12 protein-coding genes are annotated in these 15,208 nt (G+C 59.8%); 8 read left to right on the plus strand and 4 right to left on the minus strand.

Annotated elements, in window-relative coordinates; genetic code table 11:
• Positions 1-110: 110 nt before the first annotated feature.
• A complete protein-coding gene (gene pgi / locus EIEH_RS00295; RefSeq protein ID WP_015869663.1) occupies positions 111-1,760 on the plus strand; it encodes a glucose-6-phosphate isomerase in 1,650 nt (549 codons plus the stop codon).
• A gap of 69 nt (positions 1,761-1,829) precedes the next feature.
• Here the strand turns inward: pgi and EIEH_RS00300 are convergent, their stop codons facing one another.
• A complete protein-coding gene (locus EIEH_RS00300) occupies positions 1,830-3,077 on the minus strand; it encodes a dicarboxylate/amino acid:cation symporter (protein WP_015869664.1) in 1,248 nt (415 codons plus the stop codon).
• Positions 3,078-3,310: 233 nt separating this feature from the next.
• Here EIEH_RS00300 and psiE point away from each other — a divergent pair, with 233 nt between their 5' ends.
• On the plus strand, positions 3,311-3,718 hold the full coding sequence (psiE, locus tag EIEH_RS00305) for a phosphate-starvation-inducible protein PsiE (RefSeq protein ID WP_012847085.1): 408 nt from the start codon (positions 3,311-3,313) through the stop codon (positions 3,716-3,718).
• An 88-nt stretch (positions 3,719-3,806) separates the two neighbouring features.
• On the opposite strand, the gene malG is transcribed toward psiE, so the two are convergent.
• The 3 genes from malG to malE form a co-directional block, all read right to left on the minus strand.
• Positions 3,807-4,697: a maltose ABC transporter permease MalG gene (malG, locus tag EIEH_RS00310; RefSeq protein ID WP_015869666.1), complete on the minus strand. Its 891-nt coding sequence runs from the start codon at positions 4,695-4,697 to the stop codon at positions 3,807-3,809.
• A gap of 14 nt (positions 4,698-4,711) precedes the next feature.
• On the minus strand, positions 4,712-6,283 hold the full coding sequence (gene malF, locus EIEH_RS00315; protein ID WP_015869667.1) for a maltose ABC transporter permease MalF: 1,572 nt from the start codon (positions 6,281-6,283) through the stop codon (positions 4,712-4,714).
• Between the two features lie 137 nt (positions 6,284-6,420).
• Positions 6,421-7,614: a maltose/maltodextrin ABC transporter substrate-binding protein MalE gene (malE, locus tag EIEH_RS00320; RefSeq protein ID WP_015869668.1), complete on the minus strand. Its 1,194-nt coding sequence runs from the start codon at positions 7,612-7,614 to the stop codon at positions 6,421-6,423.
• Between the two features lie 485 nt (positions 7,615-8,099).
• On the opposite strand from malE, the gene malK reads away from it, so the two are divergent.
• From malK to EIEH_RS00350, 6 genes are all read left to right on the plus strand, one after another.
• Complete coding sequence (malK, locus tag EIEH_RS00325; protein WP_015869671.1) at positions 8,100-9,209, plus strand: maltose/maltodextrin ABC transporter ATP-binding protein MalK; 1,110 nt, start codon at positions 8,100-8,102, stop codon at positions 9,207-9,209.
• A 65-nt stretch (positions 9,210-9,274) separates the two neighbouring features.
• A complete protein-coding gene (locus tag EIEH_RS00330; RefSeq protein ID WP_015869672.1) occupies positions 9,275-10,555 on the plus strand; it encodes a maltoporin in 1,281 nt (426 codons plus the stop codon).
• A 99-nt stretch (positions 10,556-10,654) separates the two neighbouring features.
• Entirely contained in the window at positions 10,655-11,551 is an 897-nt protein-coding gene (gene malM, locus EIEH_RS00335) for a maltose operon protein MalM (RefSeq protein ID WP_015869673.1), read from the plus strand.
• Positions 11,552-11,814: 263 nt separating this feature from the next.
• Entirely contained in the window at positions 11,815-12,321 is a 507-nt protein-coding gene (gene ubiC / locus EIEH_RS00340; RefSeq protein WP_015869674.1) for a chorismate lyase, read from the plus strand.
• A complete protein-coding gene (gene ubiA / locus EIEH_RS00345) occupies positions 12,311-13,210 on the plus strand; it encodes a 4-hydroxybenzoate octaprenyltransferase (RefSeq protein WP_172468359.1) in 900 nt (299 codons plus the stop codon). The genes ubiC and ubiA overlap by 11 nt, the downstream gene beginning before the upstream one ends.
• Before the next feature lie 288 nt (positions 13,211-13,498).
• Positions 13,499-15,175 (plus strand): OFA family MFS transporter, encoded by a 1,677-nt coding sequence (locus EIEH_RS00350; protein ID WP_015869676.1) that lies wholly within the window; start codon positions 13,499-13,501, stop codon positions 15,173-15,175.
• The last annotated feature ends 33 nt before the right edge of the window (positions 15,176-15,208 follow it).

The following is a 15,208-nucleotide window of genomic DNA, read 5'->3' on the forward strand; positions in this document are numbered from 1 at the left end:
CATCCCTGTCGTTCCCGGGAGCGGCGATTATCCGGAATGTGCGGGGTGCGTTCAGTGTCTGAACCGCGCCCCGGAAACCACCGACCGTTACTCAAGCATAAGGCGTCGCTATGAAAAATATCAACCCGACCCGTACTGCTGCCTGGCAAGCGCTGCAGCAGCATTTCGGGCAGATGAAGTCCGTGCACATGCGCGATCTGTTCGCCGCGGATGCCGACCGTTTCTCTAAGTTCTCTGCTACCTTCGACGATCAGATGCTGGTCGATTACTCCAAGAACCGGATTAATGCAGAGACCCTGGAAAAGCTGCAGGCGCTGGCCCGTGAAACCGATCTGCAGGGCGCCATCGCCGCCATGTTCGCCGGTGAGAAAATCAACCGTACCGAGGATCGCGCCGTGCTGCACATCGCGCTGCGCAACCGCAGTAACACGCCGATCTGCGTCGACGGTAAAGACGTGATGCCGGAGGTTAACGCCGTACTGGCCAAGATGAAGCAGTTCTGTGTCCGGGTGATCGACGGTGAGTGGCGGGGCTACACCGGTAAGGCGATTACCGACGTGGTGAATATCGGTATCGGTGGCTCCGATCTCGGCCCTTACATGGTGACCGAGGCGCTGCGCCCTTACAAAAATCACCTGACCATGCACTTTGTCTCTAACGTCGACGGCACGCACATCGCCGAGACGCTGCAGCGCCTGAACCCGGAAACGACCCTGTTCCTGGTGGCCTCGAAGACCTTCACCACCCAGGAGACCATGACCAATGCCCACAGCGCCCGCGACTGGTTCCTGCAGGCGGCTGGCGATGAGCGTCATGTGGCCAGGCATTTTGCCGCGCTCTCCACCAACGTGCAGGCGGTGGCGGCGTTCGGTATTGATACCGCCAACATGTTTGAGTTCTGGGACTGGGTCGGCGGCCGCTACAGCCTGTGGTCAGCCATCGGACTCTCTATCGCCCTAAGCATCGGCTACGATAACTTCGAGCAGCTGCTGGCCGGTGCCCATGCCATGGATCGCCACTTTGCCAGTGCGCCGCTGCCGCAGAACCTGCCGGTACTGCTGGCGCTGATCGGCATCTGGTATAACAATTTCTTCGGCGCCGAAACCGAAGCCATTCTGCCCTACGATCAGTATATGCACCGCTTCCCGGCCTATTTCCAGCAGGGCAACATGGAGTCGAACGGGAAATATGTCGATCGCGACGGTCAGGTCGTGGATTACCAGACTGGCCCCATCATCTGGGGCGAGCCGGGTACCAACGGCCAGCACGCGTTCTATCAGCTGATCCACCAGGGCACCAAGCTGATTCCCTGCGACTTTATCGCGCCGGCCATCAGCCATAACCCGCTGGGTGATCATCACGGCAAGCTGCTGTCCAACTTCTTTGCCCAGACTGAGGCGCTGGCGTTCGGTAAATCCCGTGAGGCAGTAGAAGAGGAGTTTGCCAAGGCGGGCAAGAGCGCGGCAGAGGTACAGCATATCGTGCCGTTTAAGGTGTTTGAGGGGAACCGCCCGACCAACTCTATCCTGCTGCGTGAAATCACGCCGTACAGCCTGGGGATGCTGATTGCGCTGTATGAGCATAAGATCTTCACCCAGGGCGTCATTCTGAACATCTTCTCCTTCGATCAGTGGGGGGTTGAGCTGGGTAAACAGCTGGCCAACCGTATCCTGCCGGAGCTGGAGGATGCGCAGCCGGTACGCAGCCACGATAGCTCGACCAATGCCCTGATCAACCGTTTCAAGGCTTGGCGGGCATAGCGCCGCGCACGCCGCACAGCTAAAGAAAAACCCGGACGTGTCCGGGTTTTTCTACGTCTGGCGCGGGTGTTACTCCGCCGTTTCCCATCGGCGCTGTAGCCACGCCTTACCCTCAACAAAGCGGGTGACCAGCATGGCGCAGACCGTATTGCCGGTGGAGTTCAGTAGGGTGGCCGGAATATCGATGATGGTACTGATGATCATGATGGTACCGACCAGCTCCGGTGAAAAGCCGAACACAGCGCAGATCATCAGTTCGCCGGTCATGCCGCCGCTGGGAATGGCTCCCATGACGGCGCCGACCAGAAACGCCACGCTGATGATGGCAGCGATGCTCATCGGATCGCTCATGTCGCGGCCGAACAGCGTGAACAGAAAGACGATCTTGATGATGCCGCCGATAACTGAGCCATCCTTATGGGTGTTGGCACCCAGCGGGATTACCGTCTCGGCGATATCCGCCGGTACGCCCATCTTCTTGCTGGCCACCAGGTTGACCGGAATGCAGGCGGCGCTGGAGGCGGTGGCGATGGCGGTGATGGCCGGGGTAAAGACATTGCCCCAGAAGATGCGGACGGCGGGACGCCCTCCGGCGATAAAGGCGTACAGTGTATTGGCGCCGAAGAAGTAGATCACCGTCAGCACCACGTACAGCAGGAAGGCGTTCAGATAGCCGTGGATGATTTGCGGCCCCAGCGTACCGACCGTGGCGGCAAAGTAACAGCCCAGTCCCAGCGGCGCCGCGTACATAATGATCTTGACCATTCTCAGGATCACCGCGGTGCCGGCGCGGAGGAACTGGGCGACGGGGCGGCCCTGCTCACCGCTGAAGGCCGTAGCCAGACCGAACAGGATGGAGAATACGATCAGCGGCAGCAGATTGGACTTGGTAAACAGCTGCAGAAAATCGGGCACGGTGAAGGTGGAAACGATCACCTCGCCCACTCCCTTGCCCTGTCCCTGCGGCGTCGGAGGCAGGTGGGCTATCAGCGACCGGGTGTCCACGTTGTGGAACGGGTTAAACAGGTGAGTGGCGACAAAGCCGATCAGCGCGGCGAACAGGGCGGTGGCGATAAAGACCGAGAAGACCGTTCCCATTATTTTGCCCAGGCGCGACATCTGCCGCATATCGGCGATAGAGGAGGCGATGCTGAGGAACACCAGTGGAACGATCACCACGAACATCAGGTTCAGGAACAGTTCGCCGATGGGTTGAACCAGGGTAGCCCGTTCGCCAAACAGGACGCCGGCCAGCCCGCCGAGGATAATGCCCAGCAGCAGGCAGAGGGTAAACGTATAGTGTCGGAGTATATGCATTGTGTGGGTATCTCAGTCGTACTCTTTCTTGCCACCGCGCAGTGGCGGAGGGTGTGTTGATCCTGGCAGATGATGTTAATTATCTGCCCTTGTCGCCGCAGGCGCCAAATTTGTGTGACGCTTACCGTGCCGCACGCGGTATTGGCGGTTTTTTGGCTCAGGGGGATAGACGGCAAAACGGCAATATTGTTAACTAGATCACATTATAAAGCCATTACGTAAGGAGTTACTCTATGCCGGGAACCGAGCGCGCAAACCGTGTCGCCACGGTATTGCAGTGGATACTGAATATCGGCCTGATGGCACTGGCGGCGATTCTGGTGATCTTTCTGGCGAAGGAGACGTTCACGCTGGCCGGGGTGCTGTTTGATGCCAACCAGAACGCGTCAACCTACATGCTGGTGGAAGGTATCGTGATCTATTTTCTGTATTTCGAATTTATTGCATTGATTGTTAAATATTTTCAGTCAGGCTATCACTTTCCGCTGCGCTATTTCATTTACATCGGCATCACGGCGATCATCCGGTTGATCATCGTTGATCACGAGAGTCCCAACGATACGCTGATCTATTCGTTCGCCATTCTGGTGCTGGTGATCGCGCTGTACCTGGCTAACACCGATCGTCTGAAGCGCGAATAGACGCCGTAGGATCGGGGCATAAAAAGGGCGGCCCGCAGGCCGCCAGCTACGCACACAGGTTACTGCTTTTTTTAGGGTAACGCATAAACTAGCCTTTCACGCCGCCAGCGGTCAGACCGCCCACCAGCCAACGCTGTGCCAGCAGGAAGACGGCGGTTATCGGCAGCGCCGAAAGCACTGCCGCTGCGGCGAAATCCCCCCACAGGTAGTTCTGCGGATTGAGATACTGCTGCATGCCGACCGCCAGCGTATAGGTGTTAACGTCGCGCAGCAGCAGCGAGGCGACCGGTACCTCGGTGATGGCGGCGATAAAGGAGAGGATGAACACCACCGCCAGTATTGGTACGGAAAGCGGCAGCAGTACCAGGCGGAACGCCTGCCACGGAGAGGCGCCATCCAGCGCTGCCGCCTCCTCCAGCGAGCCGTCGATGGTTTCAAAGTAGCCCTTGATGGTCCAGACGTGCAGGGCGATACCACCCATATAGGCAAAGATGACGCCCCCCAGGGTATTCAGACCGAGGAACGGTATATACTGACCGATCCGATCGAACAGGGCATACAGCGCGACCAGCGACAGTACCGCCGGGAACATCTGGAAAATCAGCATCCCTTTCAGCAGCGAGGATTTGCCGCGGAACCGCATGCGGGCGAAGGCATAGGCACAGGTGGTGGAGAGCGTCAGGATGCCCAGCGCGGTGGTGACGGCGACCTTGAGCGAGTTCCACAGCCACAGCAGCACGGGGAACGGCGGTGGGGTCACGCGGCCGTCCGGCGCCGTCACGCTGATGCCCAGTGCCAGCTTCCAGTGTTCCCAGGAGATCTGGTCCGGGATCAGACTGCCGGTGGCAAAGTTACCGGTGCGCAGCGAAATGGCGATCACCATCAGTAGGGGGAACATGATCAGCGCGATAAACAGAATCATCAGCAAATGGGTGAGCCACAGGCGATAGCGCAGGGATTGGGGTTGAACCATGGCCATAGTCAGGCGTCTCCTTAGTCAAAATTCATTTTGCTGGCTTTCAGATTGAGGATCGCCAGCGCCCCGACCAGCAGGAAGATCAGGGTTGCGATGGCGGCAGCCAGGCCAAAGTCTTGTCCGCCGCCGCCTTCGAAGGCGATACGGTAGGTATAGCTGACCAGCAGATCGGTATAGCCAGCCGGCGTCGAGGTTCCCAGCATATCCGGCCCCCCGTTGGTTAACAGCTGAATCAGTACAAAGTTATTAAAGTTGAAGGCGAAGCTGGCGATCATCAGCGGCGTCAGCGGCTTGATCAGCATCGGCAGCGTAATCCGGAAGAAGTTTTGCAGCGGCCCGGCGCCGTCCATGGCCGATGCCTCATACAGATCCTCGGGGATCGCCTTCAGTAGCCCCATGCACAGGATCATCATATAGGGGTAGCCGAGCCAGGTGTTGACGATCAGGATCATGCACTTGGCGGTGAGCGGATCGCTGAACCAGGCCGGTCGGATGCCAAACAGCTGGCTGAGCATCATGTTGATTTCGCCGAAGCTCTGGTTGAACAGCCCCTTGAAGATCAGGATGGAGATAAACGCCGGTACCGCATAGGGCAAGATCAGCAGTACCCGATAAGCGGCGCGTCCGCGCAGCGCCTCCCACTGTACCACGCAGGCCAGCACCATCCCGACGGCCACGGTAAAGATGACGGTCAGCACCGAGAAGAGCAGGGTCCAGATAAAAATGCTGATAAAGGGCTGGCGGATCCCCTCATCGTTGAGTACCCGCAGAAAGTTTTTCCAGCCGGTGGTCACGGTAAACCCCGGGCTCAGGCGCTCGCTGCGCCAGTTGCCGTCGGCGTTGACCGCCTGATAAAAACCGCTTTGCATATTGGGGCGGTAGGCGATGCCACTTTGGTTGTCCGTCAGGGTACGGCCATCGTCGCCCAGCGTGTAGAGTGGGCGGCTGGCGGCGAACTGACGCAGCGAGCTCATGCGCAGCGCGGTGCCGTCAGGCAGCAGGGCGACCAGGCTGTTCAGCGTCTGACGGTGTTGGGTTACGGTACGCAGCGTGGCGGCGCTGCCCTGCGACGCGCTGTCTGCCACTGCCATCGAAATCTGTAGATCGGGCTGGCTCAGGTTAAAAGGGCCGGAAAGGTAGCGTTGACCGCTCTGGGCATCAGTGAGCTGCAGGCGCCACTGTCCACCGTCCGGATACAGGCTGAACGTGTAGGTCTGGCCGCTGGTGAACAGGCGCTGCAGCAGGACCGACTGGGCGCGCTCCTGGCTGAGCTGGTTGGTACTGCTGTAGTTGGTAAAGGCGATGGCGATGGTGCAGATCAGCGGGAACAGGACGAACAGCCCCATGCCGGCCAGCCCCGGATAGACATAGCGCCAGGCGTAGGCGCGCCGGTTGGCGAAGATATATAGCCCGCCCCCCAGCAGGATAAGGGTTAGCATGGCGAACAGGTATTCACCTTGGGCATACATGACGATAGTCAGATAGCCGGTCAGCAATGTGAGCAGGCTGACCGCCAGCCATTTTAGCCCGGTACGCGGGTAGAGTTGGCGCGGCTCGCTGGCCGGATATTCAGTTTGGGATAGTGACATGGACACGCCCTCGTTTTACTTGCCACACCGGTGACGGCGCGCCGCTCGGGCGCGGTTGGCATCAGGTTAGCGCGGTGGTGAACCCACCGCGCCCGTCTGTGGGGGAACAGGCGGGCAGGCGGCGGGTCAGCCGGAGATTATTTTTTGAGGATCCGCTCCTTGGCGCTTTCCAGTGCCTGAGTCACGCTCTGACGGCCGTTGATCGCGTTGATGATCGCGGCGCGCTCGGCGTACCAGAAGGCGCTCATCTGCGGGATGTTCGGCATGATTTCACCGTTCTGTGAGTTCTGCATGGTGGCGGCGATGCGCGGATCTTTCTCCAGGATCTCCTGATATGACTTCAGCGCCACAGCGCCCAGCGGCTTGTCCCGGTTGACCATTGCCAGGCCGCTGTCTGTCAGCAGGTAGTTCTCAATGAACTCGGTCGCTAGCTCTTTATTCGGGCTGGCCGCGTTGATGCCGGCGCTCAGTACGCCGACGAAAGGCTTAGAGGGCTGTCCCTTGAAAGTTGGCAACAGGGTGATACCGTAGTTAATGCCGCTCTTATCGATATTGGACCAGGCCCAGGGGCCGTTGATGGTCATGGCGGTCTGTCCTTTGTTAAAGGCCGCCTCGGCGATGGAATAGTCGGTATCGGCGTTGATATGCTTATTTTTCACCATATCGACCAGGAACTGCAGGCCGGCGCGCGATCCGGCGTTGTCGACGCCGACATTATTGGTCTCGTAGCGGCCGTTGACATACTTGAAGGCGTAGCCACCGTCGGCGGCGATCAGCGGCCAGGTAAAGTAGGGCTCTTGCAGGTTCCACATAATGGCGCTCTTGCCCTGGGCGCGCAGCTTGCTGTCCAGCGCCGGGATCTCTTCCCAGCTCCTGGGCGGGGTGGGCAGCAGATCTTTGTTATAAATCAGCGACAGAGCCTCGACGGCGATGGGGTAGGCGATCAGCTTGCCGTTGTAGCGCACGGCGTCCCAGGTAAAGGGGTAGAGCTTCTCCTGAAACGCTTTGGACGGATGGACTTCGGCCAGCAGGCCGGACTGGGCATAGCCGCCAAAGCGGTCATGGGCCCAGAAGATGATATCTGGGCCGTCACCGGTGGCCGCAACCTGGGGGAATTTTTCCTCCAGCTTGTCCGGGTGCTCTACGGTCACCTTGATGCCGGTCTCCTGTTCGAACTTCTTGCCCACGTCCGCCAGACCGTTATACCCCTTGTCACCGTTGATCCAGATGACCAGCTTACCCTCTTCGATCTTGGCCAGCGCCGGTGCAGCGATGACCAGTGCGGCCAGTGCGCTGAGAGCGATGGTTTTTATAGTGGATGTCTTTGTCATTGTGCAGTCCTTGTAGTCCTGTCGGGGGGAGTTCACGAACGCGGGTCGGGGGTCGGTGGCCGCGTATCGTACGCTGCGTTCATGGGGCTATCGCCGTGTTCCGGTCATTCGCCGGGGGCAGAAGCGCCGATGTTGTGCCATAGTCCGCGAGACCCGCCCGATTCTCATCCTCCCCCGCTCTACGCCCTGTGGGGCTTTCTTGTGATCTGCTTAACACAACTTGGCAATATGTGGTGAATGGCACGAAATCTCTGAGGCGATTTTGCAGCCACGATCACGATTCTTTCGCCGCAGAGGCGCTCTCCGGCCCGATCCGCTGTGCGCTATCCTCCCGCCTTCTCCGCCAGCAAAAAAGCGCTGATGGATGATCCCCGGGTGCGGGTTTTTCGCGCACCATCATCTCCATTCATTGAGACGCAGCGCCCTTTCCCCACCATCTGTGGCGTGTGCTGCGGCCATCCCTTGGCAACGGACAGGAGCGGTGCATGGCGAACGTATCACTGCGTAATGTGTATAAGGCGTACGGTGAGGCCGTGATCTCCCGGGATATTAACCTGGACATCGAGGATGGCGAGTTTGTGGTGTTCGTTGGCCCCTCTGGCTGTGGTAAATCGACGCTGCTGCGCATGATCGCCGGCCTGGAGGATATTACCTCCGGCGAGCTGCAGATTGCCGGGGTGCGGATGAATGAGGTGCCGCCGGCGAAGCGCGGCATCGGCATGGTGTTTCAGTCCTATGCCCTGTATCCGCACCTGTCGGTCGCAGACAACATGTCGTTTGGCCTCAAGCTGGCCGGTGTCAGCAAGGCGGAGATCCAGCAGCGGGTGAATCAGGTGGCGGAGACCCTGCAGCTGGCGCACCTGCTGGACAGGCGCCCCAAGGCACTCTCCGGCGGTCAGCGTCAGCGGGTGGCCATTGGCCGTACCCTGGTGGCAGAGCCGGATGTCTTTCTGCTGGATGAGCCGCTCTCTAACCTGGATGCCGCGCTGCGGGTACAGATGCGCATCGAGATCTCCCGTCTGCATAAGCGCCTGCAGCGCACCATGATTTACGTCACCCACGATCAGGTGGAGGCGATGACTCTGGCAGACAAGATTGTGGTGCTGGACGCCGGACGCGTTGCCCAGGTCGGTAAGCCGCTGGCGCTGTACCACTATCCCGCCGATCGGTTTGTCGCCGGCTTTATCGGCTCCCCCAAAATGAACTTCCTGCCGGTAAAAGTGAGCGAAGCACAGCCGCAGCGCGTACAGGTTGAACTCCCCAACGGCCAGCATATCTGGCTGCCGGTGGCGGGAGAGGGGCTACGCCCCGGTAGCAACCTGTCGCTGGGGATCCGCCCCGAGCATCTGGTGCCCAGTGCCGCAGCCGATGTGACGTTGTCGGGCGAGGTTCAGGTTGTCGAGCAGTTGGGCAACGAAACCCAGATCCATATCCAGATCCCGGCCCTGCGTCAAAACCTGGTGTACCGCCAGAACGACGTGGTGTTGGTCGATGAAGGCGCTACGCTGGCTATCGGCCTGCCTGCGGAGCGTTGCCACCTGTTTCGGGAGGACGGCAGCGCCTGTCAGCGGTTGTATCAGGAGCCGGGAGTGTAGCTCCCTACCCTGTGACAACGCATTGAAAAGCAATAATAACGCCGTTAGGCATCCCTAACAGGAGATTGATGATGAATATGCGCAAACTTCCGCTGGCGCTGGCCGTAGCCAGCGTCGTACTGTCGGCTCAGGCCATGGCGGTCGACTTTCACGGCTATGCCCGCTCCGGCATCGGCTGGAGCTCACAGGGAGGCGATCAGAAGTGTTTTCAGGCTGATGGGGCCGGTTCCAAATACCGTCTTGGCAACGAGTGTGATACCTACGCCGAACTGAAGCTGGGCCAGGAGCTGTGGAAGAGCGGTGATCAGAGCTTCTACCTGGACACCAACGTGGCTTACGGTATCGATCAGGCCAACGATTGGGAGTCAACCTCTCCGGCGTTTCGTGAGATCAATGTGCAGGGCAAGAACGTGATAACCTGGTTGCCCGGTTCGACCCTGTGGGCCGGTAAGCGTTACTACCAGCGTCATGATGTTCATATGATCGACTTCTACTACTGGGATATCTCCGGTCCGGGCGCCGGTCTGGAAAATATCGACCTCGGCTTCGGCAAGCTCTCCCTGGCAGTGACCCGCAATACCGAATCCGGCGGCTCCTACTCCTATTTTGTGAATCAGAGCAACGAGAAATCTATCCGCAATACGGCCAACGATGTGTATGACATCCGCCTATCCGGACTGCAGACCAACCCGGGCGGCTCACTGGAGCTGGGCTTTGACTATGGCCGTGCCAATCTGGACGACGGTTATCATCTGGCGCCGGGGGCGACCAAAGATGGTTACATGTTTACCGCCGAGCATACCCAGTCTCTGTGGGGCGGCTTTAATAAGTTTGTGGTGCAGTATGCGGCCGATGCCATGAGCAATACCAACAATGCGGGGCACTCCAGCGGTTCCAGCGTTAATAACGATGGTCACCTGATCCGCGTGCTCAACCACGGTGCGATGGACTTCAACGATCAATGGGGATTGATGTATGTCGCCATGTATCAGGATACCGATCACGATGTTCAGAATGGCTCAACCTGGTATACCGCCGGCGTACGCCCGATGTATAAGTGGACGCCGACGATGAGCACTCTGTTTGAGGCGGGCTATGATAATGTGAAATCGCAGAAAACCGGCGCCCGCAACGAGCTGTACAAGCTGACGCTGGCGCAGCAGTGGCAAGCGGGTGACAGCGTGTGGTCGCGTCCCGCCATCCGCATCTTTGCCACCTATGCGAACGGTAAGAACAACTGGAACACCGATCAAGACGGTATCCAGGTCAATACCCAGCCGGGCGATATCCGCGCTGAGGGGGTTCCGGGGTGGTCGTTTGGCGCCCAGATGGAAGCTTGGTGGTAAGGGGCTGAGGCGGTGCCTGCACCGCCCGGATTGCACGCCGGTGTCCCTTGCCTGACGCCGGCTGTGCCGTACGAAAGAAGGATAATAAGGATAATAATGATGAAAATCGCCTTAAACCGTCTCTCCCGCGGCGTATTGCTGGCCTGTGCGCTCTGTTGCACGCCACAGGCGTTCGCCGATACCTTGCTCCCGACGGATGTGGCCGCGGCGCCGGAGTTGAGCCATGCGGCTCTGCAGGCACTACACTGGCAGCCGCTGACGCCGCCGGTGGACACCACCTTCACCCTGGGTGCTGAAAGTCAGACGCTGGCACAGGGGGATATCCAGGGGGCCGTCGCTGCTCTGACCCTGCCGGCGAACCGGGGTTCGCTAGAGATAACCTTAAGCAGCCGGCTGCACAATAAGCGGCTGTATGTCCCCAATGTGTTGGTGCTCGATCAGCATCTGCGCCCGGCGGCCTACTACCCCGGCAGCTACTTTACCTACCGCCAGCCCGGCGTGATGAGCGGCGATCGGTTGGAGGGGACGCTGAAGCTGACGCCGGTGCTGGGTCAGCAGCAGATTTATCTGCTGATTTATACCACCCGTCAGGATCTGGCCACGACGACCCGTATGGTTAACCCCGCCAAGGCCTATGCCGCCGGCGTGGGTAATGCGGTGCCGGACATCCCCGACCCGCAGGCGATGCATGCGCCACAGGGGGTGCTGAACATTCAGGCACGGGTTGAGCGGCAAAGTGGCAATGTGATGATAGGCGGGCTGTTACCGACAGGGGATACACCAGTCGACGTGGCGGTTGGCAGCCCGGCGAGTACCGTCGCTGCGCCTGCGGCGCCGATGCTGGATGATACCGCCGCCTATTTCGATCGCAGCATCCGCAGCGCAGTACGCCAGGGCGATATCGATAAAGCGCTGCGCCTGATGAATGAGGCGCAGCGACTGGGGTCGACGACGGCCCGGGAAACCTTTATCCGCAGCGTAAAAGGCAAGGGTTAAACGGCGGGGCGCAAAGACGCCCCACCGTACTGCGTTACGGATGTGGCTTGATGACTGGTGCGCAACGGCGCACCTTTTTTGTTTATTGCCGCCCTTGCAGGCGTTTGCATGCTTGTTGTGGTTTCCACTTTTTTTTGTTAGTCAAATGCTCATGGATTGCTGCAAGAGTGCCCCAGGCAGTGAATCTGCGGTACACTGAAACGTAATAAGGCGCGCTGCAGATAGCGCAGCGACGCAGGGGTTGAGACTATGGGGTGTATGGTATGGCAGAATATTCTGCTGCGCTGGCGAATATCGACTGGCGGCCGTTGGCTGACGCGACGCCGCCGGCGGACTATTGCAGCTGGCTGGCGGAGCAGGGGTCGATGACCCGCCGCCTGGAGCAGCAATGCGACAGGCTACAGGTGACGGTGCTGCGTGAAGGGGCGGTGGACCCGACGCAGCTGAGCGATGATGAGTGCAGGCAGCTGTCGCCCAGCGTGCAGTACTGGCTGCGGGAGGTGATCCTGCTCGGCGATGGTATTCCCTGGCTGTTTGGCCGGACCCTGACGCCTTCCAGCACGCTGGAGGGCGAAGGTGAGGCGCTGCGTCGACTGGGGAGTACTCCGTTGGGGCGCTATCTGTTCAGTGGGGTGGCGTTGGAGCGCGAGTCGTTGCGGGTGGGCTGTCTGGGCCTGCTCTGGGCCCGCCGCAGCCGACTGCGTGTTGCCGGTCAGCCGCTGCTGCTGACAGAGCTGTTCCTGGCCGATGCCCCTATCTATGGTAGATAACGCACCTAAACGGAGAGAGCAAGGCGTGGAGGGATGTGTGGCCCAAAGCAAGTGGCTGGCATATTGCCGCCTGATGCGGATCGACAAACCCATCGGTTCGCTGCTGTTGCTGTGGCCGACCTACTGGGCGCTGTGGCTGGCAGGCGGCACGGCGCCGGGGGGAAAGCTGCTGCTGGTTTTTACCTGTGGGGTGTTTTTTATGCGTGCCGCAGGCTGTGTGATTAATGATTTTGCCGATCGCCACTTTGACGGTCATGTTAAGCGTACCTGTCAGCGCCCATTGCCCTGCGGCGCGCTGTCCGAGCGCGAAGCCAAAGCGCTGTTTGTGCTGCTGGTGGGGCTCTCTTTCGCACTGGTGCTGACGCTGAATGCGATGACGATCTGGCTGTCGGTGGCGGCGCTGACGCTGGCCTGGCTCTACCCCTTTATCAAGCGGTTCTCCCATCTGCCGCAGGTGATCCTGGGCATGGCCTTCGGCTGGTCGATACCGATGGCCTATGCGGCCGTCGGCGAGAGTTTGCCGCTCAGCTGCTGGCTGCTGTTTGCGGCCAATATCTGTTGGACGGTCGCCTATGATACCCAGTACGCCATGGTGGATCGCGATGACGATCTGCGGATCGGCATCAAGTCGACGGCGATCCTGTTTGGCCGTTACGATCGTCTGGTGATCGGCCTGCTGCAGCTCGCTACGCTGCTGCTGCTGCTGTGGGTCGGCGATCTGAATCAGCTGCAGGGCGCCTATTACTGGGGCGTACTGCTGGCCGCGGTACTGTTCGTTTACCAGCAGCAGCTGATTACCCGGCGGGCGCGCACCTCCTGTTTTAGGGCGTTTATGAACAATAATTACGTCGGGTTGATCCTGTTTCTGGGGATCCTGCTGGCGCTGTAAACGATGCGGTGGGCGTAATGTCCGCCGTTTTTCTCATAATCGCTCCGTAATTATCATTTTCTCCTCCCTTTAGACCCACATTGATAGTCTCATCCCCGGCGTGTGGCGCTAAAGCTGAACGTTAAAATGAAACTGTAAGTTAACATTTCACCTTTCTTTGTTACCTGTCACAAAGCCAGGATGAATTTCGCCGGTGAGCAAATTTTGAACAGTTATGGTACGTCTTCTGCTATGTCAGGATGCGCCGCTTGCCATGGCGGCAACGCATTCAGGATCAGGAGAAGTATAATGAGTGTCGATAATTCTGTGCCGACGCCGCGGGGCGACGAGCGGAGGGCGGCTGACGTCCGCCCCGGTTTTTTCAGTAAGGCGCGCATCATAGCCCGTCCGGGGTTTAACCGTTGGTTGGTTCCACCGGCGGCGCTGGCGATCCATCTGTGCATTGGCATGGCCTATGGTTTTTCCGTCTTTTGGCTGCCGCTGTCGCAGGCGTTGGGGGGCGGCGCGGCGCAGGCCTGTCCGGCGCAGATGTCCGCCTGGCAAGAGCTCTTTACCACCCGGTGCGACTGGCGCATCTCCATGTTGGGCTGGACCTATACCCTCTTTTTTATCTTTCTGGGCTGTTCGGCGGCGCTGTGGGGAAGCTGGCTGGAGAAGGCGGGGCCACGTAAGGTTGGGGTCGTCGCGGCCTGCTGCTGGTGTGGCGGACTGATGTTTTCCGCGCTGGGGGTCTACCTGCATCAGTTGTGGATGCTATGGCTGGGATCCGGGGTTATCGGCGGTATCGGCCTGGGGCTCGGCTATATATCACCGGTATCGACACTGATCCGCTGGTTTCCCGATCGGCGCGGCATGGCGACGGGGCTGGCGATAATGGGCTTTGGCGGTGGTGCGATGGTGGGGGCGCCGCTGGCGAATAGCCTGATGCATTTCTACACCGCGGCCGGGGGCGTTGGCGTATGGCAGACCTTTCTGACGTTGGCGCTGATCTACTGGGTGTTCATGCTCGCCGGCGCGTTGGCCTATCGCATTCCGCCCATCGGCTGGCGTCCCCAGGGGATGGCTGCGGCGACGGAGACGCCCGCGGCGCAGGGCTTCACCCACGTGGAGGTGCACGTCAGCGTGGCTTGCCGCACGCCGCAGTTTTGGCTGTTGTGGGCGGTGCTGTGCCTCAATGTCTCCGCCGGTATCGGTATTATCGGCATGGCCTCCCCACTGCTGCAGGAGGTCTTTGCCGGGCGATTGCTGGGGGGGACACAGAGCTTTGCCGAGCTCTCCTCCGCTCAGCTGGCGCAGATCGCCGCCATCGCCGCCGGGTTCACCGGCCTGTTGAGCCTGTTCAATATCGGTGGGCGTTTTTTCTGGGCCTCGCTCTCCGATCGCATCGGGCGTAACAGGACATTCTTTCTCTTTTTTGCCCTCGGTATGGTGCTGTATGGCTTGCTGCCGACGCTGGGTGCGCTGGGCAGCGTAACGTTATTCGCGCTGGCGTTTTGCCTGATCGTTTCAATGTACGGCGGCGGTTTTGCGACGGTGCCGGCCTATCTGGCGGATCTTTTTGGCACCCAGATGGTGGGGGCGATCCATGGCCGCCTGCTGACCGCCTGGTCGGCCGCAGGGATCCTTGGGCCGGTGCTGGTCAATTATCTGCGGGAGTATCAGCTCAGCCGTGGCATCGCCCGCGCTCAGGCCTATTCCGAGACGCTGTATATTCTGGCGGGTCTACTGCTGGTCGGCCTGGTGTGTAATCTGCTGATCCGTCCGGTCGATCGACGCCATACGATGAGCGAGGCTCAGCTGGCGCAGGCGCGCTCCCTGTATAAGGTGGACCCGAATGCTCAGCTGAGCTGGTCGGCGGACGCCGGCAGTCGACTGTGGGTCGCCCTCTCCTGGCTGGCTGTGGGGTTGCCGCTGCTGTGGGGATGCTGGATTACGTTGCTGCAGGCCGGGCAGCTGTTTGGATAGGCGAAGATAAAAACGCCCGGTGCAGACCGGGCG

The sequence above is a fragment of the Edwardsiella ictaluri ATCC 33202 genome (assembly GCF_000264785.1).
Classification (GTDB): domain Bacteria; phylum Pseudomonadota; class Gammaproteobacteria; order Enterobacterales; family Enterobacteriaceae; genus Edwardsiella; species Edwardsiella ictaluri.